This window comes from Actinomadura sp. KC06, from assembly GCF_004348735.1.
GTDB lineage: Bacteria > Actinomycetota > Actinomycetes > Streptosporangiales > Streptosporangiaceae > Spirillospora.
On sequence record NZ_SMKT01000109.1, the window covers coordinates 1 to 21,422 of the forward strand.

The following is a 21,422-nucleotide window of genomic DNA, read 5'->3' on the forward strand; positions in this document are numbered from 1 at the left end:
GTGTTACTCACCCGTTCGCCGCTCGAGTACCCCCGAAGGGGCCTTTCCGCTCGACTTGCATGTGTTAAGCACGCCGCCAGCGTTCGTCCTGAGCCAGGATCAAACTCTCCATTAAGGCCAAACGACCAACCCAGAGGGGCGAACCCCCAGACCGGCCAAACCTCGGAAACAATCCCAGCATCGCCACCCTCCCCAAAAGGAAAGGATCGCATTGCCTCAAAGAAATCCCCGACCACCCCCAAAGAAGGGCGGCCACGGGGACGGACCGGCCAAACCATCGGCCGGACCGTATAAAGGCACTGGCTTTTAACACGCTGTTGAGTTCTCAAGAAACGGACACCCACCGCGCCGTGAACCCGCTTCCGCAGGCCCCGGCTCCGGGGCAACCCTTCTAACTTACCCGATCCGCAGCCGTTGTCAACCCGATCAACGAAGATCTTTTCGACGGAGGCGGAGACGAACCGAGTCCCCCACACGACAACCAACCCGCAGGCGACAAACCTGCAGAGATCGTTTCGAAGGGAGGCACCCTACGGGCCGGCCGCCTTCCGGCGTCCTGCGTCCCGTCCTGGGCTGTACAGGCCATCTTACATCAGCCCGAGCGTCACTCGAACCGTTTTCTGAGGCCTGCTTTCCCCGAGTCCGGCCGCCTGTCGGCGTCCCGCGTCCCTCGGGGCAGGAGTGACATTAAGGTCCTTGGCCTGAGCCGTCAAATCGCTGACATCCGTCTCTCCAGCAGCTTCGTCGACAGTGGTGTCGAAGGTCCCTCTGACCTCCTTGTTCACCCCTCACGCAGGACCCGGCGGCGCTGGGGTACCGTGCCGCAGACCGTACGGCCTCGGAGTCCTGAGTCGTGGGTGTGCGGTGACGGCTCCCGGTCAGGTCAGCCGGTTGAGGTCTGGAGGAATGCCTCGTGAACGTGCCCGCGGCCGTCCACACTTCGGCGGAACGAATGGTGGTCGCCGCGACGATCGGGCCGACGATCCATGACGTCCACGCCTGGCGGTTCGCGGTCGTTCCCGGGCTGATCGAAGTGCGCGCTGATCCCGTCCGATTCCGGGCGCTGAGCGACCCCATGGGACGGGACTTGCACCTGAGCAGCGGGGCAGCGCTCGTGAATCTGCGTCTGGCCGCCGCTCAGCTCGGGCACGCAGCGGTGGTCCGGCTGCTTCCAGACGCCGGACGTCCATCAGTGCTCGCTTCGGTACGGCTTGCGGGCCGCCATCGGATCACGCCTGAGGAGCGGCTGCTCTATGCGGCGTCCATGCGGGCATTCAACGCCGCCCGGCCAGCGGTCGCGGAACGGCCGCCTACCTCTGTCGTCAACGAGCTGGGAGAGGCGGCAAGGCTGGAAGGTGCGACGCTTCACCCTCTGCCCACCACGCAGGGGACGTCGAGTCAGCGGGCTGTGCTGACCACCTGCGGCGACTCTCCCGTCGAGTGGCTTCGGGCGGGACAGGCGCTCCAACGTCTTTTGCTGGTCGGCACGATGCGCAGGGTCTCGGCCTCGTTCAGTTATCAAGTCGGCGACGTGCCCGGTGTGGAGGGCGTGGAGGGCGTGACGCAACCGGGAGAAGTGGCGCAGGTGTTCGTCGCCCTCACCCAGTACGCGCACTCGCGCCTACTCCAGCCGCCGGTAGGTAGACAGCACGAACGACAGGGGCGCTGGGAGCGGGTCGGGTAGCAGCACCAGCCTTTCCTGGAGCTGCTCGGCCGGGACGTGGTGTGCGCTTGGCCCCATCCCCACGAGGGTCACGATTTCCGCGTGGGTCAGGACGGCCTCGGTCTCCAGTTCCTGGCGCGAGTCGAGCTTGAAGTATCCGGCGAGTGCGGCGTCCGTCCGTTCGGTCTTGCGCTTGTCGATCGAGAGGAGTCCGAGCGACTCCACGAGCGGGCCGAGGTGCCGGGGCGAGGGCGTCACCGTGAAGAGCAGGCCGTCGTCGCTGAGGACCCGGTGGAACTCCGCCGCGTTGCGCGGCGCGAAGACGTTGACGATGGTGTCGGCGGCGCCGTCACGCAGCGGAAGCGGGCGCCACAGGTCCGCGACGACCGCGCCGGCGCGTGGATGCGCCTTGGCCGCGCGGCGTGCGGCGTGCTTGGAGATGTCGAGGGCGAGGCCGACCGCGTCCGGTGAGCGGTCGAGCGTCCGGCTCAGGTAGTGCCCGGTTCCGGCTCCCGCGTCGAGGACGAAGGACGGCCGGACGCGTGAAACGCTCCAGGCGAGCCGATCCGCCGGTATCGCGAAGTGCCCCGCCCGGAGGAACTCGTCTCGCGCGCGGACCATCCCGGGGGTGTCCGCCGTTCCCGGACGGGCGTTGCCCGGCAGGAGGTTCGCATACCCCTGCCGTGCGATGTCGAAGGTATGCCCGCCGGGGCAGAGCAGTCCGCGGTCAGCCAGTTCGAGATCCGCTCCGCACACGGGGCACACCAGGTATTGGACGACATCGGCGAGCACCCGTCCATCATCCTGCATGATGGCCGCGGATCGGGCGGTACCGCTCGGTTCTTTGCCGTTGCGCCGTCCACGCGCCGTCCGGCCGTCAGCGGCGCTTCCCGGGCGGGCCACCCATCACCGCTGGTGAGCCGGGCATTACAGGGGGGTTCAGGACTCGGCGCGGCGCCGGACGTCCTCCATGTCGAGGCCCTTGACCTGCTCGATCACGTTCTCCAGCACCGACTCCGGGAGGGCGCCGGGCTCGGCGAAGACGATCATGCCGTCGCGGATCGCCATCAGGGTCGGGATCGACCGGATCCCGAAGCGCTCGGACAGCTCCGGCTGCGCGTCGGTGTCGACCTTGGCGAAGGTGATGTCGTCGTGCTTGCCGGCCGACCGCTCGAAGACGGGCGCGAACCTCTTGCACGGACCGCACCACTCCGCCCAGAAGTCGACCAGGACGATCCCGTCGGCCTGGGCGACCTCATCGAAGTTCTCCGCGGTGAGTGTGACCGTCGCCATGTCGGTTTCTCCTCAGTCGGGGTATCAGGTCCTAGAGCGGCTAACAGGTTCGCAGTATTCCCCACCCGGGAATCACAGAGCGGTAATTAGCGTTCTCCTCTTAGGGAGATCGCACCGGAGAAGGGTCAGGATGGCTGCAACCCGTACCAAGGGCGACAGGGTCGACGTCCCGGACAAGGACCTTGTCGGGGCATACCTGGACCGGATCGGCCGCACCCCCCTGCTCGACGCGCAGGAGGAGGTCGATCTGGCCAAGGCGATCGAAGGGGGACTGTACGCCGAACAACTCCTCGAGGACGGGAACGTGCCCGAGGGCGTGTCCCGCGAGGAGCTCGAGGAGCTGACCGCGGCGGGGCTGCGCGCCAAGCAGCGCTTCGTCGAGGCCAATCTGCGCCTCGTGGTCTCGATCGCCCGGAAATACCCGACCGACTCGTTGCCCCTCATCGACCTCATTCAGGAGGGGAACCTGGGGCTGATGCGCGCGGTGGAGAAGTTCGACTACCGCCGCGGCTTCAAGTTCTCCACATACGCGACCTGGTGGATCAGGCAGGCGATCGGGCGCGGGCTCAGCCATACCGCCCGCACCATCCGGCTGCCCGTCCATGTCGAGGAAGAGCTTTCGCGGCTGCGTCGCGCGGAGCGGCAGCTCGGCCGCGAGCTCGGCCGGGAGCCCACGCGCGACGAGCTCGCCGGCGTGCTGGGCGCCGACGCCGACCACGTGGACGAGCTGCTGCGCTGGCGGCGCGACCCGGCGAGCCTGGACGCGACCGTCGACGACGCGGGCGAGACGCCGATGGGCGACCTGCTCGAAGATCCGGACGCCGTGACGCCGGAGGCCGAGATCCTCGCGCTCGACGACATCGAGGGCCTCGGCCGGCTCCTCGAACGGCTTCCGGAACGCGAGTCGGCGATCCTGCGGGCCCGCTTCGGCATGGACAACGGCCAGCCGCTCTCGTACGCGCAGATCGGCGCCCGGTACGGCCTCAGCCACAACCGGGTGAGGCAGATCACCGACCGTTCCCTGCGGCGGCTGCGGCAGCTGGCGAACGAGGCCGACCTGAGCGGCCGCCGGACGCTGGCGAGCGGGCCGGGCTCCCCCGAGCCCGTGCGCACCGCGGCCGGAAGCCGAGCGGCCTGAGCACGAACCGTCCGGCACCTCCCCTGAACGTCGCGACGGGCGGCCCCGCAGACCCCGGGGCCGCCCGTTCGCGTTCCCTCGTCCGGTTGTGGCGGGCTGCGTGTTCGTGCCGGGTCTTTCTTCGTTCGTGCCGTATCTCTGCGTGTTCAGGCCGTTGCTGTCTGTGCTGGTTTCGTGGTTCGCTGCGCCGGGTCTTCGGTTGTTCGCGTCGTGTTTCCGGTTCTGGCCGCGGCTGCACTCGGACAGGTCGTCCGGCGGGCTCGGGCGTGCCATAGCCTTTTCAGCGTGAGTACACCCGCCATCGGGGACCTGGACGCCTGGCGCGACCTCCCCGCTCTCCAGCAGCCCGACTGGGACGATCCCGACGAGGCCCGCGCCGTCGCGGCCGAACTGGCGGCGCAGCCGCCGCTCGTCTTCGCGGGCGAATGCGACAACCTCAAGGCCCAGCTCGCGGACGTCGCGCGCGGTGAGGCGTTCGTCCTGCAGGGCGGCGACTGCGCCGAGACCTTCGAGGGGTCGAACGCCGACGCGGTGAAGAACAAGCTGAAGACGCTGCTGCAGATGGCGGTCGTGCTCACCTACGCCGCCAGCGTGCCGGTCGTGAAGATCGGCCGGATGGCGGGGCAGTTCGCGAAGCCGCGGTCGAAGCCCGTGGAGGTGCGCGGGGGCGTGGAGCTGCCCGCCTACCGGGGCGACGCGGTGAACGGGCTCGCGTTCGACGCCGCGTCCCGCCGCAACGATCCGAACCGGCTGCTGAAGGCGTACCACTGCTCGGCGGTGACGCTGAACCTGTGCAGGGCGTTCACCAAGGGCGGGTACGCCGATCTGCGGCAGGTGCACGCCTGGAACCAGGACTTCGTGGCGCAGAGCCCGGCGGGCCGGCGCTACGACCGGCTCGCGGGCGAGATCGACCGGGCGCTGACGTTCATGAAGGCGTGCGGGGCCGACCCCGACGAGTTCCACGAAGTGGAGTTCTACTCCAGCCACGAGGCGCTGCTGCTGGAGTACGAGCGGGCGCTGACCCGTATCGACAGCCTCAGCGGCCTGCCGTACGACGTGTCCGCGCACTTCCTGTGGATCGGGGAGCGCACCCGGCAGCTGGACGGCGCGCACGTGGAGTTCCTGCGGCACATCCGGAACCCGATCGGGGTGAAGCTCGGCCCGTCGACGTCCGCCGACGACGCCATCGCGCTGATGAAGCGGCTGAACCCGGACCACGAGCCGGGCCGGCTGACGTTCATCACCCGCATGGGCGCCGGGCGGATCCGGGACGCGCTGCCGCCGCTGATCGAGAAGGTGCACCAGAGCGGCGCCCCGGTGGCGTGGGTGTGCGACCCGATGCACGGGAACACCTTCGAGGCTCCGAGCGGCCACAAGACCCGCAGGCTGGACGACGTCCTGGACGAGGTGGCCGGGTTCTTCGAGGTCCACCGGGCGCTCGGGACGCATCCGGGCGGCATCCACATCGAGTTCACCGGCGACGACGTCACCGAGTGCGTCGGCGGGGCGCAGGGCCTGGCGGAGGCCGATCTGCACCAGCGGTACGAGACGGCGTGCGACCCGCGGCTCAACCGGGGCCAGTCGCTGGATCTGGCGTTCATGGTGGCGGAGCTCTACCGCAAGTCGGCCTGATCGGCCTGTCCGAGCCGCGAAGCCTTCCGGGGCGGCACGTTCCAGATGCGAAAACGTGCCGCCGGGACGGCGTCAGATGTCGACTTCGGCCCAGACGACCTTGCCGCCGGTGACGGGGTCGGCGCCCCAGGAGTTGGCGAAGCGGTCGACGATGAACAGGCCGCGGTGCGACTCGTCCAGCGGGCCGGGGACGGTCAGCCGCGGCAGCTGGGCCGCGCGGTCGCGGACCTCGACGCGGATGCGCCCGGTGCCGCGCAGCAGCCGCAGCTCCAACGCCGTCCCGGCGTGCCGGACGGCGTTGGCGACCAGCTCGGCCACGATCGCGGTGACGAGCTCCTCGCGGTCCATCAGGGCCCAGGTGCGCATGGTGCGGGCGGCGAGGCGGCGCGCGTACTCGACCGCTTCGGTCTGGGGCGCGGCCCGCAGTGTCGTCTCGGTCATCGGGTCGGTCACCCCGCCCGCTCGCCGTTCTTCATCGCGTTTTCCTCAGCGTCCATCGGCGGAAGCCTCCTCGGCGGGGCCCTCGATCAGGAAGCGGTCGAGGCCCGTGGTCCGCAGGACGTTCTCGACCCGGCCGTAGGCGCCGGTGACGGTCAGCGTGGCGTTCTGCGCGCGCGCGTGCTTGTACGCCCGGACGAGGACGTTCAGCCCGGAGGAGTCGCAGAAGTCGACCGCCGTGAGGTCGACGACGACCGCCCGCTCACCGGCGTCCACGAGCTCGGTCAGCCGGGACCGCAGCTCGTCGGAGGAGTGCAGGTCGATCGAGCCGCGCGCGGCGATCGTCGCGCGGCCGTCCTGTCGTGTCGTGTGCAAGGCAAGCCCCACGCCACCCCACCTTACCGATTGTTGGTCTCCATCATGACGCCCGCAGAACGATGAGGGCAACGTCGTCGTTGGACGGTTCGGGCCCGAAGTCGCGCACGGCGCGCTGGATGCGGGCGGCGACGGCGCCCGCGCTCAGCCCGGTGCAGCCGGCGAGAAGGCGTTCGAGCCCGTGCCCGTCGCCCAGCAGCCGACTGCCCGAACGGCGTTCGGTGACGCCGTCCGTCACGCAGAGCAGGACTTCTCCACGGCGCAGGTCGACCGTGTCGGTGTGGAACTCGACGCCGTCGAACACGCCGAGCAGCGGTTGCGGGGAGGCGGCCTCGCGGACGCCGCCGTCCGGTTCGAGGATCAAGGGCGGCGGGTGTCCGGCACTGGTCAGCCTGATCGTCACGCCGTCGCGGCGGCGCCGGGCGGCGATCTCGCCGTGCAGCAGGGTGAGCAGCCGCCCGCGCTCGCCCTCGCCGAGGATCAGCCGGTTGAGGCGGCCGAGCACGGCGGGGACGGACATGTCCTCGGCGGCGAGGATGCGCAGGGCGTGCCGGGCGAGGCCGGTGACGGCGGCGGCCTCGGGGCCGGTGCCGCACACGTCGCCGATGGCGAACCGCCAGCGGGACGCGGGGGCGGCGCCGCCGGGCCGCAGCCCGCTCTCGAAGACGTCGTAGAAGTCGCCGCCGACCTCGCTGCCCTCCCCCGCGGGCTCGTACACCACCGCGACCTCCAGGCCCGGGATCTCGGGGATGCCGGGCGGCAGGAGGCTGCGCTGGAGCGCGCTGCTCATGGCGGTCTGGGCGGAGAACAGCCGCGCGTTGTCGACGGCGAGGGCGGCGCGGCGGCTGAGCTCCTCGGCCAGCTCGACCGCGCTGCGCGGGAACCGGTCGCCGGACGGGCGGCCGATGACGATGGTGCCGATGCGGCGGCCGCGGGCGATCAGCGGGAAGGCGTAGACCTGGTCGGCGGCGGTGTCGCCGGCGGCGGCGCGGACGTCGTCGGGCGCGGTGGCCAGCCCGTTCCAGGGGCCCGGAACATCGGTCGGCGGGGCGGCGCCCGCGTGTTCGAGCAGCTCGCGGAGGCCGTCGGCGCGGTTCTCGTCGGCGTGCCACACGTAGGCGAGCCGGTCGGGCTCGGCCTCGGTGACGGTGTAGACGGCGCACCAGGTGGCGAGGCGCGGCACGACGAGCTGCGCGACGAGCGCCATCGTGCGCTCCTGGTCGAGGGTGCCGGCGAGCAGGTCGCTGGCCTCGGCGACGAAGCTGAGCCAGCCGCGCCAGGACCGTTCCAGTTCGCCGACCCGCGCCTTCTCCAGGGAGAGCGACATCTCGTCGGCGAGCCGGCCGAGCCGGACGCCGTCGGCCTCGGCGAACCGGCCGGAAACGGACGAGACGGCCACCACGAGCCCGGTGAGGCGTCCCTGGGACTCCAGGGGGGCGGCGGCCAGGGACCGGGCCTGCAGGGCGGCGGCGGTCGGATCGGAGGCGTCGGCGGCGACCCAGGCGGAGCCGGCGCGGGCGGCGGGGCCGAGTCCGGCCACCGACAGCTCGCCGAGGGGCATCTCGGCGGCGGTCCCGGCGGACGCTCCCATGATCAGGCGGCCGTCGCGCTCGGTCAGCAGCACGGCCGCGCCCTCGGCGCCGAGGACCTCCCGGACGGTGGCGACGCCGTCCTCCATGGATTCGAGGGCCGCCGGGGAGCGCAGGAGGCGGTCTCCGGCGACGGGGACCTCGCCGACGCCCTCGGCGAGCCGGGCCTGGCCGCCGGGGCCCGCGCCGTCGCGGGAGGCGTCGCCCCCGCCGTCGCGGGCGATGCGTTCACGGGCCCATTCGCGGGCGGCCTCGCGCCTGGCTGCGTGGCCGCCGGGCGACCTGCCGGGAAGCCCGGCGGCGGGCGGGGCGAGCTCGGAGACCGAATCGGATTCGGCGCCCGCTCCGGAAAGGGACGGGGCGGCGGCGCCGGGACGGGGCAGCCGGAACCAGACGCCCTTGGTGCGGCGGTCGTAGGAGACGCCCCAGGACGCGGCGAGACGGGAGATCGACGGCAGCCCGCGCCCGCTGGAGGCGGTGACGCCGGGCATCTCGATGCCCCGGGTGGGATGCCGGTCGCGGATCTCGATCCGGACGTCGCCCTCCTCCAGGTGGCAGGAGACCTCGAAGGACGTGCCGGCGTAGGCGATGGCGTTGGTGGCGAGCTCGCTGGTGGCGAGGACGGCGTCGTCGGCCACCTCGTCCATGCCCCAGTCGGCGAGCACCTTCCGGACGAACCGGCGCGCGTCCGCCACCGCCGCGGCGGCGGACGGGAAGGTCGCCGACGCCGTCTGCCGATCCAACTGCCGTCCCTCGTTCGATGCGTCACTGCTTGGTCTGGCCATCGTGTCAGACTCGCCGGCCGCGCGACCGCGGGAGCCGTGAACCGGCGCCCGGTGCTGCGCGTCCGCCGTCCTCCAGCCCCCACCCGCCCCAGGCCACAACACGACAGACCGTAACACGAAGGCTACAAGGACGGATGCACGGTCATTGCCGTCCGTTCACCGCGGCGTGACGACCGGCCCAGTGCTGCACGGCGACGTAGAGTACAGGGTGCGGCCAGGAGAAGGCCCAGGGAAGGAGTCCGTGTCATCCGGGTGTCCGCCGCCGTCCGGATGCCGACAATCGCGGGCCAGGAGGATGAAGAGCATGCCGCGTACCGCGTCTCGCGCCCGCCCCGCCGGCGGGTACCGCGACACCGCACCGCGCTACAGCGACGCCGATCTCGAACCGCTCCTCAAGGCGCTCATCGCCGTCCGGGACGGGAAGGCGAGGAGCGAGCTGAGCGTGCCGGGCGAGGGCGCCGTGGCCGAGGCCGCGGCGATCCTGGAGGAGATCCGGCAGAACGGCCACGAGCTGTCCTCTGGGCTGGCCCGCGTCCGGCGGGAGATCGGCCGGGAGGGCCAGCTGCGCGGACGGCTCACGCCGGGATCGCTGCGGGGCTCCTGGGCCGCCGCCGTCGAGGACGCCAACGCGATCATCGACAAGCTGACCGATCTGTCGACGGGCATGAGCCAGGTCGTCGAGGCGGTCGCGGCCGGCGACCTGAGCCAGCGGGTCGAGCTGCGGGTGCGCGGCAGGCCCATGCGCGGGGAGCTGCTGCGCATGGCCAAGTCCGTGAACGGCATGGTCGAGCTGCTCGACCAGTTCACGTGGGAGGTCACGCAGTTCGCCCGGGAGGTCGGCACCGAGGGCCGGCTCGGCGGGCAGGCCCCGGCGCGCGGGATGACGGGCCGCTGGCGGGACGTGACCGCGTCGGTGAACGTGATGGCGTCGCGGCTGACGTCCCAGGTCCGCGACATCGCCGAGGTCACCACCGCGGTCGCGAAGGGCGACCTGACCCGCAAGGTCACGGTGGAGGCGACCGGCGAGCTGCAGGAGCTGAAGCTCACCGTGAACACGATGGTCGACCAGCTGTCGGCGTTCGCCGACGAGGTCACCCGCGTGGCCCGCGAGGTCGGTACGGAGGGGCAGCTGGGCGGCCAGGCGAACGTGCCGGGCGTCAGCGGCGTCTGGAAGAACCTGACCGACAACGTCAACGCGATGGCGAACAACCTGACCTATCAGGTCCGCGGGATCGCACAGGTCACCACCGCGGTCGCCGAGGGCGACCTGGGCAAGAAGATCACGGTCGACGCGCAGGGCGAGATCGCCCAGCTCAAGGACACCGTGAACACGATGGTCGACACCCTGTCGGCGTTCGCCGCCGAGGTCACCCGCGTCGCCCGCGAGGTCGGCACCGAAGGACGCCTCGGCGGCCAGGCCCGGGTGCCCGGCGTGAGCGGCGTCTGGAAGGACCTGACCAGCAACGTCAACGGGATGGCGTCCAACCTGACCTACCAGGTCCGCAACATCGCGCAGGTCACCACCGCGGTCGCCCAGGGCGACCTCGGCAAGAAGATCACGGTGGACGCGCAGGGCGAGATCCTGGAGCTGAAGGACACCGTGAACGCGATGGTCGACACGCTGTCGGCGTTCGCGTCCGAGGTCACCCGCGTCGCCCGCGAGGTCGGCACGGAAGGGCGGCTCGGCGGCCAGGCGATCGTGCCCGGCGCCGGCGGCGTCTGGCTCGACCTGACCGACAACGTCAACTCGATGGCGAACAACCTGACGAACCAGGTGCGCGGGATCGCGCAGGTCACCACCGCGGTCGCGCAGGGCGACCTGGGCCGGAAGATCGAGGTGGACGCGCAGGGCGAGATCCTCGAACTCAAGACGACCCTGAACACCATGGTCGACACGCTGTCGGCGTTCGCGGACGAGGTCAGCCGCGTCGCCCGCGAGGTCGGCACCGAGGGACGGCTCGGCGGCCAGGCCAGGGTGCCCGGCGCGGGCGGCATGTGGAAGGACCTGACCGACAACGTCAACGGCATGGCGTCCAACCTGACCTACCAGGTCCGCAACATCGCGCAGGTCGCGACGGCGGTCGCGCACGGCGACCTGACGCGACGCATCGACGTGAACGCGCAGGGCGAGATCCTGGAGCTGAAGACGACGCTGAACACGATGGTCGACACGCTGTCGTCGTTCGCGTCCGAGGTCACCCGCGTGGCCCGCGAGGTCGGCATCGAGGGACGGCTCGGCGGGCAGGCCGAGGTCGAGGGCGTGTCCGGCACGTGGAAGCGGCTGACCGAGAGCGTCAACGAGCTCGCCGGCAACCTGACGACGCAGGTCCGCGCGATCGGCGAGGTGGCGAGCGCGGTCGCCACCGGCGACCTGACCCGGACGATCACCGTGGAGGCGCGCGGCGAGGTCGCCGAGCTGTCCGACAACGTCAACCTGATGGTCGCGACGCTGCGCGAGACGACCCGCGCCAACGAGGAGCAGGACTGGCTCAAGACCAACCTGGCGCGGATCGGCGGGCTCATGCAGGGCCACCGGGACCTCCAGCAGGTCGCCGACCTGATCATGCGGGAGCTGACGCCGACGGCGAGCGCGCAGTACGGCGCGTTCTACCTCGCGGAGAACAGCGGCGAGGAGACGGAGCTTGCGCTGATCGCCGGGTACGGGACGCGGCGCGGCCGGGCGACCCGGACCGGCGGATCCGGTGAGGCCAACGCGGCCCGGTTCGCGCTGGGCGAGGGGCTCGTCGGGCAGGCGGCGCAGGAGCGCAGGCCGCTGCTGATCGCCGACGCGCCCGCCGACTACGTCAAGATCGGCTCGGGGCTCGGGGAGGCGTCCCCGGTCAACATCATCGTGCTGCCGATCGTGTTCGAGGACGAGGTGCTCGGCGCGATCGAGCTGGCCTCGTTCGGCCGGTTCACCGACGTCCACCTGGCGTTCTTCAGCCAGCTGATCGAGACGATCGGGGTGACGCTGAACGCGATCCGCGCCAACACCCGCACCGAGGCGCTGCTCGGCGAGTCCCAGCGGCTCGCGCAGGAGCTGCAGGAGCGCTCGGACGAGCTGCAGCGCCAGCAGGGCGAGCTGCGGCACTCCAACACCGAGCTGGAGGAGAAGGCGGCGCTGCTGGCCCAGCAGAACCGCGCGATCGAGATCCAGAACTTCCAGATCGAGCAGGCCCGGCGGACGCTGGAGGAGCGCGCCGAGCAGCTGGCGATCTCGTCGCGGTACAAGTCGGAGTTCCTGGCGAACATGTCGCACGAGCTGCGCACGCCGCTGAACAGCCTGCTGGTGCTCGCCAAGCTGCTGTCGGAGAACCAGGACGGCAACCTCACCGGCAAGCAGGTGGAGTTCGCGCAGACGATCCACGACTCCGGCACCGACCTGCTGGAGCTGATCAACGACATCCTGGACCTGGCGAAGGTCGAGGCCGGGAAGATGGAGGCGCATCCGCAGCGGATCGCGGTGTCGGCGCTCGTCGACTACGTGGAGGCCACGTTCCGGCCGCTGTCGGTCGACAAGGGGCTGCAGTTCGGGGTGGAGGTCGCGCCGGACGTCCCGTCCACGCTGAACACCGACGAGCAGCGGCTGCAACAGGTGCTGCGGAACCTGCTGTCCAACGCGGTGAAGTTCACCGCCGAGGGCGAGGTGCGGCTGGCGATCGAGCGGGCCGGCGACATCGACTTCACGCTGCCCGCGCTGTGGAACACCCCGGACGTGATCGCCTTCCGGGTGATCGACACCGGCATCGGGGTGTCCGCGGACAAGCTGCAGGAGATCTTCGAGCCGTTCCAGCAGGCCGACGGGACGACCAGCCGCCGTTACGGCGGCACCGGGCTCGGCCTGTCGATCAGCCGGAACATCGCGCGGCTGCTCGGCGGCGAGATCCACGCGGAGAGCCGGCCGGGCCGCGGCAGCGTGTTCACGCTCTACCTGCCCGCCCAGTACAGCGAGCGCGACGGGCGGCGCCGCTCGGCGATGCCGGACGAGGCCGCGGCCGCCCAGGAGGCCGTCATGCCGGGAGGCGCCCCGAACGGCGGCCTGACCGGCGGCGTTTCGATGCAGCCCGGGGAGAACGGGCTGCCGGTGGAGCGGCGCACGCCCGGCGGGGAGCGTCCCGGGGAGCCGGAGCCCGCGCTGAACGGGCTGCTGGAGGAGCCGCCGGCGGACTTCCTCGACACCGTCCTGTCGGGCCGCAAGGTCCTGATCGTGGACGACGACGTCCGGAACGTGTTCGCGCTGACCAGCGTCCTGGAGGGCTACGGGATGGAGGTCCTGTACGCCGAGGACGGGCAGGCCGGGATCGACGTCCTGCACCGCAACCCGGACGTGGCGGTCGTGCTGATGGACGTGATGATGCCGGGCCTGGACGGCTACGCGACGACGGCGGCGATCCGGGAGATGCCGCAGTTCGCCGAGCTGCCCATTATCGTGATCACGGCGAAGGTGATGAAGGGCGACCGGGAGAAGAGCCTGGAGTCGGGCGCGTCGGACTATGTGCCGAAGCCCGTCGACGTGGACCATCTTCTTGACGTGATGAGGAACTGGCTGCAACCCTCCATCGTCCGCTGAGGAGAGGGAGAGGAGACGCCTGGACGCAGGGTCGTCGTGGCCGCGGACGCGGCCGTGGAGCGGCGGGGACCGGATCGGAGAGACGCGCGTGGACGACAAGGCGAAGATCCTGCTCGTGGACGACCGCGAGGAGAACCTGATCGCGCTGGAGGCCATCCTCAGCTCGCTCGATCAGGACCTCGTCCGGGCGCGGTCCGGTGAGGAGGCGCTGAAGGCGCTGCTCACCGACGAGTACGCGGTGATCTTGCTTGACGTCGTCATGCCGGGCATGGACGGGTTCGAGACGGCCCGCGACATCAAGCGCCGCAAGAAGACCCGCGACCTGCCGATCATCTTCCTCACCGCGGTGAACAGCGACCCCGACTACGCGTTCCGCGGCTACGCGGCGGGCGCGGTCGACTTCATCTCCAAGCCGTTCGACCCGTGGGTGCTGCGCGCCAAGGTGTCGGTGTTCGTGGAGCTGCACAACAAGAACAAGCAGCTCCGCGACCAGACGACGCTGCTGCGGGAGCAGGCCGCGCTGCTCCGCGAGCAGGCGACGCTCCTCAAGGCGCGCCCCGCGAAGGCCCCGCGCGACGCGGAGCGGCCGCGGGACGCGCCGCCGGGGCGGGTCGGCGACCGGCTGGTGTCCGTGGAGGAGCAGGCCGAGATCGTCGGCAAGCGCGCCCCGGCGTCCCTCCGCGGCGAGTTCGAGGAGCTGGACCGCCGCCTCGCCGACCTCCGCCACGCCCTGAACGGCGACGACCCGGCGTCCTGACGCCCCAGCCGTTACGGCTGTCCGTTACGCCTGCGCGGCGAGGCGCGCTCGGGCAGCGGCTATGCGGGCCACGGTGCGGTCGCGGCCGAGGATTTCCAGGGACTCGAAGAGGGGCAGGCCGACGGTGCGGCCGGTGACGGCGACGCGGACGGGCGCCTGCGTCTTGCCGAGCTTGAGGCCGTGCTCGGCGCCGATGCGCTCCAGCCGGTCCTTCAGCTCGGCGGAGTTCCACGGCGCGTCCTGGTAGGCGGCCTCGGCGGCGGCGAGGATCGCGGCGGCGGGCTCCTTCATCGCCTTGTTCCAGGACTGCTCGTCGGACGGCGGCTCGTCCAGGAACGCGAAGTCGATCATCTGGACGATCTCCGACAGCAGCGCCACCCGGGTCTGCGCCAGCGGCGCCAGCTCGGCGAACACGGCGACGTCCACGTCGAACGGGGCGTCCTGGAGGAACGGGAGGCATTCGGCGATGAACTTCTGCAGCGGCAGCGCGCGGATGTACTCGCCGTTGAACGCGCGGAGCTTCTTCTCGTCGAAGAAGGCGGGCGAGGTGTTGACGTCCTCGATGCGGAACTCGTCGACGACCACGTCCCACGGGACGATCTCGCGGTCGCCGGACGGGGCCCAGCCGAGCAGCATCAGGTAGTTGCGCATGGCGTCGGCGAGGTAGCCCTCGTCCCGGTAGTCCTCCAGCGCGACCTTGTCGCGGCGCTTGGACAGCTTCTGCCGCTTCTCGTTCACGATGACCGGGATGTGCGCCCACACGGGCGGCTCGCCGCCGAGCGCCTCCCACAGCAGCTGCTGCTTGGGCGCGTTGGACAGGTGCTCGTCGCCGCGCACCACGTGGGTGATGCCCTGGCTCATGTCGTCGACGGCGTTGGCCAGCAGGAACGTGACCGACCCGTCGGCGCGGGCGATGACGAAGTCGTCCAGGACCGCGTTCTCGAAGGTCGGCTTGCCACGCAGCAGGTCGACGACGGTGGTCTGGCCCTCGTCGGGCGTGCGGAAGCGGAGGGCGCGTCCGGGGCCGGGCTCCAGGCCGCGGTCGCGGCAGAAGCCGTCGTAGCCCCTGGGCTGCTCGCGGGTGCGGGCGAGCACGGCCTCGCGGGCGCAGTCGCAGTAGTAGGCGCGGCCCTGGTCCTTCAGCGCCTGGGCGGCCTCGGCGTGCCTGTCGGCGTTGGCCGACTGGAAGTAGGGGCCCTCGTACTGCTCGCCGTCCATCCCGAGCCAGGCCAGGGCGCGGATGATGCCCTCGGTCCATTCGGGGCTGTTGCGGGAGGCGTCGGTGTCCTCGATCCGCAGCACGAGCGTCCCGCCCGACTGCGCGGCCATCACCCAGTTGAACAGCGCCGAGCGGGCGCCGCCGACATGGAAGATGCCGGTCGGGGACGGGGCGAAGCGGACGCGGATCGCAGAGGTCGGAGACATGCCTCAAGCGTAGAGCGCGCGGGCCCCCGCTCGCGCCGGGACCCGCGCGCGCCCCCATGAGGGCGTCAGGGTTTCCAGTGCGGGTCGCGTCCGGTCAGCCCGACCAGGCGGTCGAGCAGCGGCGCGTCCTCCGGGACGGGGACCTCCTCGCCGAACAGCTTGTACTGCCTGGTCATCTCCGCCGTGCCGAGGGTCGCCTCCCAGGCCGCCTGGACGGTCTCCGGTGGGAGGGCGGGGTCCTGTCCGGTGGCGACCGCGAGGTCCCAGCCGTGCAGGACGCATTCGCCGTGCAGGATTCCGGCGATGAACTCGGCGGGCATACCGTCCTTGTTGCCGGTGAGGCTGGTGTTGCCCTCCCAGGCGGCCGGGTCCTGCCACGCTTCGGCGGCCTTGCGCGCCTGCTCCTCGAACCGGTCGGCCCAGCCCGGCTCGGCGGTGAAGTCGTGGCCCTCGCCCCGGCCGTCGGGCGGCAGCTTGCGCGCGGCGGTCTCGCCCCGCCCGACCCAGAGGACGAGGTGGTTGATCAGGGCCCGGACGTCCCAGTCCGGGCAGGGGGTCGGCGCGTCCATCAGCTCCTCGGGGACCTGCCGGACGATCCGCGCCGCCGCCAGGGAGGCGGGAAGCATCTGGTTCCGGATATCCACGATCTCTCCTTCGCATGCGTGTTCGAACTCGTTCCGCACGTTAGGCGGGTCGCGGCGTCCGGTCTTGTAGGAACGCGACACGGCTAGCCTGGAGTGATGGCACGACTCCTTCCCCAGGACACGCGGGGCATCCTGCGGGCGCGGACGGGCCTGGAGCGGTTCCAGGTGGAGCGGATCGCGCCGCCTGACCCGCTCGCCCCGTTCGTCGAGTTCTTCTGGGTGCTGCACTGGGATCTGCGCGGGCGGCCTGCGCACCGGCAGAAGGTGCTCACGCGTCCGAACGTCCATATGACCTTCACGAACTACTGGACCAGCGGGGGAACGCGGGGCCGCATCGTGGGGGTCGTGCGGGACGAGTTCGTCGAGGAGATCGCCGACGACGGCCGCGTCGTGGGGGTGGGGTTCCGGCCCGGCGGTTTCCGGCCGTTCGCGGGCGGGCCGGTCTCGGCGCTCACCGGCCGGTTCGCGGGCGTGGACGAGGTGTTCGGCGCGGCGGGCCTCGCGCTCGCCGGCGAGATCTTCGCGACGGACGGCGCGGACGAGGCCGTCGCGCGGCTGGCGGAGTTTCTCACCGGGCTGCGTCCGGAGGCCGACCCGTCCATCGAGCGCGCCGCGGAGATCGTCGAGCGGATCGCGGCGCTGCCCGCCCTGGTGCGGGTGGACGAGCTCGCCGCCGACGTGGGGCTCAGCGCGCGCGGGCTGCAGCGTCTGTTCCACGAGTACGTCGGCATCGGCCCGAAGTGGGTGATCAGGCGGTACCGGATGCTGGAGGCCGCCGGGCGGGCCGAGGCGGGCACGCCGGTCGACTGGGCGGGGCTGGCGGCCGAGCTGGGCTACACCGACCAGGCCCACTTCACCCACGACTTCACCGCGGCCGTCGGGACGCCGCCCGCGCGGTACGCCCGCGAGGCCGGCGCGGACGACGCGGGCGGTGGGCCCGGCGGTGGGACTGATGGCGGGACTGGCAAGATCGACGCATGACGGCCGCCCCCCTCCACCCGTTCGACGACCTCACGGCGTTCCGCGCGCTGGCCGCCGAACGGCTCGGCTCGTTCGCGCACACCACCGTCCCGGACGCGCCCGGGCTGCGCCGCGCCGGGGTCGTGCTTTGCGTCGTGGAGCATGAGGGCATCCCATCGGTGATCCTGATCAGGCGCGCGTACCGGGGCCGTAACGCCGGGCAGTGGGGGCTGCCCGGCGGGCGGCTGGAGGATGGCGAGACGCCCGAGGAGGCCGCGCTGCGGGAGCTGCGCGAGGAGATCGGCCTGGCGGCGGGGGCGGGCGACGTCCTCGGCAGGCTGGACGACTTCCCCGCCACGTCCGGTTTCTCGATCACCCCGATCGTGGTGGTGCTGGACGAGCCGGGCCCGCTCAGGCCGAGCCCGGACGAGGTCCACTCCGTCCACCACACGAGCCTGCGCAAGCTCGCCGACGACGACACGCCGAGATGGGTGCCGCAGCCCGACGGCGGGCATCTGCTGCAGATGTGGCTGGGCCCGGACTGGCGCGTGCACGCTCCGACCGGCGCGATGCTGTGGCAGTTCCGCGAGGTGGTGCTGCTCGGACGGCACGTCAGGGTCGCCGACTTCGTCCAGCCCGACTGGACCCGCAACTGAGTCAGCCCACCGGACCGGCCTCGATGATGTGGTAGCCGAACGGCGCGATCGGGCCGGTCAGTGAGGCGTCGGCGAATCCGGCGGCGTCCAGGAGCCGGCGGAACTCGGCCTCGGTGCGTTCGCGCCCGCCGGTGCAGACGAGCATGTTGAGGTCGTTGCGGACGACGCCCTGCGTCTCCGGGGTGACGATCTCCGGCATGACCTGCTCCAGCAGCAGGAGCCGCGCGTCCGGACGCATCGCGGCGCGGCAGTTCCGCAGGATCGCGGTGGCCTTCTCGTCGTCCCAGTCGTGGATGACGCTCTTGAGGACGTAGGCGTCCGCGCCTCCCGGCACGTCCTTGAAGAAGTCGCCCGCGACGATCTCCACCCGGTCCGCGACGCCGGCGAGCGTGCCGGACGCGGCGGTGAGCCCGGGGGCCTGGTCGAACAGCAGCCCGCGCAGGTCCGGATGGGCGTGCAGGAGCGCGGCGAGCAGCGTGCCGTCGCCGCCGCCGAGGTCCGCGACCGTCCCGTAGCGGCCGAAGTCGTGCGCCTCGATGATCCCGGGCGCGACGGCCCGGGTGTGCTCGGACATCGCCGCGTTGAACGTCGCCGACAGCTCCGCGTTGGACGGCGACTCGAAGAACTCGAACGGCGTCATCCCGGTCGCGCGTTCCCAGGCGTACTCCCCCGTGCGCAGCGTCTCGGTCATGTCGCCCCAGGAGCGCCACACGTCCGGGCCGCAGAACAGCCTGACGAGTGAGCGGATCGAGTCGGAGGCGTCGGTGCGGAGCCGCTGCCCCTCGGCGGTGAGCGCGAACAGGTCGCGCTCCTTCTGCTCGACGACGCCCAGCCCGGCCAGGCCGCGCAGCAGCCGGTGGAGGGACGGCGCGTGGGCGCCGGTCTCCCCCGCCAGCTCCGCGCTCGTTTTCGGGCCGCCCGCCAGGGCGTCGGCGATCCCCAGTTCGGCGGCGGCGTGGATCATCTGCGCCGGCATGTATCCGAAGGCCAGGTCCAGCAGCGGCGATCTTGACTGCGCTTTCGACACGGTCGGCTCCCCCTTCACGGTGACCTTGTTTCGACTTGGTGACCTGCCACGACGCTACGGACCGCGCGACGGGCGGTCTTGGACGAATGGCACCAAAACGCGGGTGATCTTCCCGCCGCTGCCGACCCTCGCCAACGCCGTTACCTGATCGTGTCGTCCGCTAACCGAACGGTCACATCGGGTTTATCGAACTGTTCGAGACTGACGGCTCCTGCTCCCAAAATGCGAAGAAGGAGCCTTTCCGTGAGACGCACGGGGATCGCCACCACCGCCACCGCGATGGTCCTGCTCGCCACCGCGGCAACCGCCATCACCAGCATCAACGCCGCCAATGCCGCCCCGCCACCGCCACCCGGCGCCGAGACGGCGAAGCGGAATCTCGCCGCGCTCACCGTGCGCGCCGAAGGCTCCGACTCCGGCTACGACCGCGACAAGTTCCCGCACTGGAGCGACCAGGGCAGCAACTGCAACACCCGCGAGGTCGTCCTCAAACGCGACGGCACCAACGTCCGGACGGGGTCGGACTGCTACCCGACGTCCGGCACGTGGACCAGCCCCTACGACGGCGCCACCTGGAAGCAGGCGTCCGACATCGACATCGACCACATGGTCGCGCTCGCGGAGGCGTGGCGGTCGGGCGCCTCGTCCTGGACGACGTCGCGCCGCCAGGCGTTCGCCAACGACCTGACCAGCTCGCAGCTGTGGGCGGTCACCGACAACGTCAACCAGGCCAAGGGCGACAAGGACCCGGCCGAGTGGTCGCCGCCGCTCGCCTCGTTCCACTGCATGTACGCCAGGTCGTGGATCGACGTGAAGCACCGGTACGGCCTGACGATCGACTCGGCGGAGAAGTCGGCGCTCGGCCGCCTGCTCGGCACCTGCTGACCGGTCCGGTCTCCGGCTCCGGCGGGGCCCGCGGCGTCCTCCACCGCCCCGGGCCCCGCCGGTTCGCGCGAAGATCGGGCGGTGGGACGCGCTAGCGGGTGAGGGCGTGGAGCCAGGTCGCGGCGGTCGCGATGTGCTCGTCGGTGAGGCCGGTCATCGGGTCGATCTCCACGAGCAGGTGCTCGGCGACGTCCGGTTCCCCGGCGATGCACTCGGTGGCGTCGGGCTCGTCCTCGAACCAGACGAACGGGCGGCCCTCCGTCCAGGAGGCCACGTGCCGGGCCTTCCACGCGCCGAGCGTCCCCGCCTCGTCGATGCCGGGGAACTGCGGGATCGGGACGAACGGCAGCTCCGGCAGCCCGACCCGCGGCGAGATCCACACGTTGGCGTTGTCGCACCAGTAGCTCGCCCAGGCCAGCTCCGCGCCGGTGGACTCCGCGAGATCGAGCAGGGACGGGCCGTGCGCGGGATTGAGCCACAGCTTGAAGGTCATCCCGTTCGGCGAGCAGCGCTGCCGTTTGTAGCCGCGGTGCGGCCTCTCAAATGGGTTGAGAACCCCGTCCACGTCGAGAAGAACCACCGGCGACCCCATACCGTGACCGTACGACATCGGGGGCCCGCCCGTCGAAGGTCATTTTCCTTCGCGCCCGCTCACCGGGGTCCCGGCCGAGTATTAGGTCGCGGCTGCGCGGGCATCGTGCGGTCATGTGCCGACTGTTCGGGATGACCACCGGCGGGCCGCGGGTCCACGCCACGTTCTGGCTGCTCGACGCCGCGGACAGCCTGCGGTCCCAGTCCCGCCGGATGCCGGACGGGACGGGCCTCGGCTGGTTCTCGCTCGGCGAGGAGCCCGTCCGCGACCGCGCGCCGATCGCCGCCTACGAGGACGCCGACTTCAACTCCGAGGCGCGGACGGTCGTGTCGCACACGTTCATCTCGCATGTCCGGTACGCGTCCACCGGGGTTCCCGACGTGCACAACTCCCACCCGTTCGTCATGGACGACCGGCTGTTCGCCCACAACGGCGTGGTGAAGGGCCTCGACGTCCTCGGCACGTGGCTCACCGACGTGGACCGCGCGCAGATCCGCGGGGAGACCGACTCCGAGCTGGTGTTCGCCTACATCACGGCGGAGATCAGGAGGCATGGCGACACCACCTCCGGGCTGATCGCGGCCGTGCAGCGCATCGGCGCCGAGCTGCCCGTCTTCGCGCTGAACGTCCTGCTGGCGGAGTCGCGGCGGATGTGGGCGCTGCGCTACCCCGGCACGCACCGGCTGTGGGCGCTGCGGCACGAGCTGCGCGAGCCCGGGGAGGGGCGGCGGCTGGACGCGGGCCGCGAGCCCGGACGGCTGAGGGTCGCCGCGCACCGGGAGCCGTCCGCCTCCTGCGTCCTCGCCAGCGAGCGCCTGGACGACGACCCCGACTGGCGGCTCCTCGCGCCCGGCGAGCTGCTCGTGATCGACGGCCCGGACACGTCCTCCATGCACCCGTTCGACGAACCCGCGCACCCGCTGTCGGTGGACGACCTGTCGGCCGCGGAGTCCACCTCCCAAACCTGATCAACTCGGGCTTCCGGGACGTAGA

General features: G+C 71.4%; 18 protein-coding genes and 1 rRNA gene. 9 read left to right on the forward strand and 10 right to left on the reverse strand.

Annotation, left to right across the window (positions count from 1 at the left end):
* Positions 1-115: ribosomal RNA gene (locus E1287_RS28880) — 16S ribosomal RNA — on the reverse strand; the annotation flags it as partial.
* Positions 116-913: 798 nt separating this feature from the next.
* Between E1287_RS28880 and E1287_RS28885 the strand changes: the two genes are divergently transcribed.
* On the forward strand, positions 914-1,684 hold the full coding sequence (locus tag E1287_RS28885) for a hypothetical protein (protein WP_243719504.1): 771 nt from the start codon (positions 914-916) through the stop codon (positions 1,682-1,684).
* On the opposite strand, the gene E1287_RS28890 is transcribed toward E1287_RS28885, so the two are convergent.
* On the reverse strand, positions 1,622-2,473 hold the full coding sequence (locus tag E1287_RS28890; RefSeq protein ID WP_243719505.1) for a putative RNA methyltransferase: 852 nt from the start codon (positions 2,471-2,473) through the stop codon (positions 1,622-1,624). The two genes, E1287_RS28885 and E1287_RS28890, sit on opposite strands and share 63 nt — an antisense overlap.
* Positions 2,474-2,602: 129 nt before the next feature.
* Entirely contained in the window at positions 2,603-2,956 is a 354-nt protein-coding gene (gene trxA, locus E1287_RS28895; protein WP_131968304.1) for a thioredoxin, read from the reverse strand.
* Between the two features lie 130 nt (positions 2,957-3,086).
* On the opposite strand from trxA, the gene E1287_RS28900 reads away from it, so the two are divergent.
* Positions 3,087-4,094: a sigma-70 family RNA polymerase sigma factor gene (locus tag E1287_RS28900; protein ID WP_243719506.1), complete on the forward strand. Its 1,008-nt coding sequence runs from the start codon at positions 3,087-3,089 to the stop codon at positions 4,092-4,094.
* Between the two features lie 285 nt (positions 4,095-4,379).
* Positions 4,380-5,726 carry a 3-deoxy-7-phosphoheptulonate synthase class II gene (locus tag E1287_RS28905; protein ID WP_243719507.1) on the forward strand — a complete coding sequence of 449 codons (1,347 nt, stop codon included), beginning with the start codon at positions 4,380-4,382 and terminating at the stop codon, positions 5,724-5,726.
* A gap of 72 nt (positions 5,727-5,798) precedes the next feature.
* Here the strand turns inward: E1287_RS28905 and E1287_RS28910 are convergent, their stop codons facing one another.
* Genes E1287_RS28910 through E1287_RS28920 form a run of 3 tightly spaced genes read right to left on the reverse strand, consistent with a single transcriptional unit; the run spans position 5,799 to position 8,871 of the window.
* The gene (locus E1287_RS28910; RefSeq protein ID WP_033333276.1) at positions 5,799-6,167 is read right to left on the reverse strand and encodes an ATP-binding protein; all 369 of its coding nucleotides are present in this window, start codon (positions 6,165-6,167) and stop codon (positions 5,799-5,801) included.
* Positions 6,168-6,212: 45 nt separating this feature from the next.
* Positions 6,213-6,551 carry an STAS domain-containing protein gene (locus E1287_RS28915; protein WP_131968305.1) on the reverse strand — a complete coding sequence of 113 codons (339 nt, stop codon included), beginning with the start codon at positions 6,549-6,551 and terminating at the stop codon, positions 6,213-6,215.
* A 31-nt stretch (positions 6,552-6,582) separates the two neighbouring features.
* Entirely contained in the window at positions 6,583-8,871 is a 2,289-nt protein-coding gene (locus tag E1287_RS28920) for a SpoIIE family protein phosphatase (protein ID WP_243719508.1), read from the reverse strand.
* Between the two features lie 346 nt (positions 8,872-9,217).
* Between E1287_RS28920 and E1287_RS28925 the strand changes: the two genes are divergently transcribed.
* On the forward strand, positions 9,218-13,483 hold the full coding sequence (locus tag E1287_RS28925; RefSeq protein ID WP_131968309.1) for a HAMP domain-containing protein: 4,266 nt from the start codon (positions 9,218-9,220) through the stop codon (positions 13,481-13,483).
* Positions 13,484-13,571: 88 nt separating this feature from the next.
* A complete protein-coding gene (locus E1287_RS28930; protein ID WP_131968311.1) occupies positions 13,572-14,240 on the forward strand; it encodes a response regulator in 669 nt (222 codons plus the stop codon).
* Positions 14,241-14,264: 24 nt separating this feature from the next.
* Here the strand turns inward: E1287_RS28930 and gltX are convergent, their stop codons facing one another.
* Positions 14,265-15,665 carry a glutamate--tRNA ligase gene (gene gltX / locus E1287_RS28935; RefSeq protein ID WP_131968313.1) on the reverse strand — a complete coding sequence of 467 codons (1,401 nt, stop codon included), beginning with the start codon at positions 15,663-15,665 and terminating at the stop codon, positions 14,265-14,267.
* A gap of 65 nt (positions 15,666-15,730) precedes the next feature.
* The gene (locus E1287_RS28940; RefSeq protein ID WP_243719509.1) at positions 15,731-16,309 is read right to left on the reverse strand and encodes a TIGR03086 family metal-binding protein; all 579 of its coding nucleotides are present in this window, start codon (positions 16,307-16,309) and stop codon (positions 15,731-15,733) included.
* A 96-nt stretch (positions 16,310-16,405) separates the two neighbouring features.
* Here E1287_RS28940 and E1287_RS28945 point away from each other — a divergent pair, with 96 nt between their 5' ends.
* Together E1287_RS28945 and E1287_RS28950 are read left to right on the forward strand one after the other, a co-directional pair.
* Positions 16,406-17,290 carry an AraC family transcriptional regulator gene (locus E1287_RS28945; protein ID WP_131968315.1) on the forward strand — a complete coding sequence of 295 codons (885 nt, stop codon included), beginning with the start codon at positions 16,406-16,408 and terminating at the stop codon, positions 17,288-17,290.
* Complete coding sequence (locus tag E1287_RS28950; protein ID WP_131968317.1) at positions 17,287-17,925, forward strand: CoA pyrophosphatase; 639 nt, start codon at positions 17,287-17,289, stop codon at positions 17,923-17,925. Before E1287_RS28945 ends, E1287_RS28950 begins: the two co-directional genes overlap by 4 nt.
* A 1-nt stretch (position 17,926) precedes the next feature.
* Here E1287_RS28950 and E1287_RS28955 read toward each other — a convergent pair whose 3' ends face one another.
* The gene (locus E1287_RS28955) at positions 17,927-18,952 is read right to left on the reverse strand and encodes a methyltransferase (RefSeq protein ID WP_131968319.1); all 1,026 of its coding nucleotides are present in this window, start codon (positions 18,950-18,952) and stop codon (positions 17,927-17,929) included.
* 243 nt (positions 18,953-19,195) lie between these two features.
* On the opposite strand from E1287_RS28955, the gene E1287_RS28960 reads away from it, so the two are divergent.
* A complete protein-coding gene (locus E1287_RS28960) occupies positions 19,196-19,837 on the forward strand; it encodes a DUF1524 domain-containing protein (protein WP_243719510.1) in 642 nt (213 codons plus the stop codon).
* A 91-nt stretch (positions 19,838-19,928) separates the two neighbouring features.
* Here E1287_RS28960 and E1287_RS28965 read toward each other — a convergent pair whose 3' ends face one another.
* The gene (locus E1287_RS28965) at positions 19,929-20,429 is read right to left on the reverse strand and encodes an HAD domain-containing protein (RefSeq protein ID WP_131968321.1); all 501 of its coding nucleotides are present in this window, start codon (positions 20,427-20,429) and stop codon (positions 19,929-19,931) included.
* 113 nt (positions 20,430-20,542) lie between these two features.
* Between E1287_RS28965 and E1287_RS28970 the strand changes: the two genes are divergently transcribed.
* A complete protein-coding gene (locus E1287_RS28970) occupies positions 20,543-21,397 on the forward strand; it encodes a class II glutamine amidotransferase (RefSeq protein ID WP_131968323.1) in 855 nt (284 codons plus the stop codon).
* Positions 21,398-21,422: the final 25 nt, after the last annotated feature.

What these genes read in the sequence shown, in the direction of transcription:
- E1287_RS28890 (WP_243719505.1), bottom strand. Translation starts at nt 2,473, where the DNA reads ATGCAGGATGATGGACGGGTGCTCGCCGATGTCGTCCAATACCTGGTG.
- trxA (WP_131968304.1), bottom strand. Translation starts at nt 2,956, where the DNA reads ATGGCGACGGTCACACTCACCGCGGAGAACTTCGATGAGGTCGCCCAG.
- E1287_RS28900 (WP_243719506.1), top strand. Translation starts at nt 3,087, where the DNA reads ATGGCTGCAACCCGTACCAAGGGCGACAGGGTCGACGTCCCGGACAAG.
- E1287_RS28910 (WP_033333276.1), bottom strand. Translation starts at nt 6,167, where the DNA reads ATGACCGAGACGACACTGCGGGCCGCGCCCCAGACCGAAGCGGTCGAG.
- E1287_RS28925 (WP_131968309.1), top strand. Translation starts at nt 9,218, where the DNA reads ATGCCGCGTACCGCGTCTCGCGCCCGCCCCGCCGGCGGGTACCGCGAC.
- gltX (WP_131968313.1), bottom strand. Translation starts at nt 15,665, where the DNA reads ATGTCTCCGACCTCTGCGATCCGCGTCCGCTTCGCCCCGTCCCCGACC.
- E1287_RS28945 (WP_131968315.1), top strand. Translation starts at nt 16,406, where the DNA reads ATGGCACGACTCCTTCCCCAGGACACGCGGGGCATCCTGCGGGCGCGG.
- E1287_RS28950 (WP_131968317.1), top strand. Translation starts at nt 17,287, where the DNA reads ATGACGGCCGCCCCCCTCCACCCGTTCGACGACCTCACGGCGTTCCGC.
- E1287_RS28965 (WP_131968321.1), bottom strand. Translation starts at nt 20,429, where the DNA reads ATGGGGTCGCCGGTGGTTCTTCTCGACGTGGACGGGGTTCTCAACCCA.
- E1287_RS28970 (WP_131968323.1), top strand. Translation starts at nt 20,543, where the DNA reads ATGTGCCGACTGTTCGGGATGACCACCGGCGGGCCGCGGGTCCACGCC.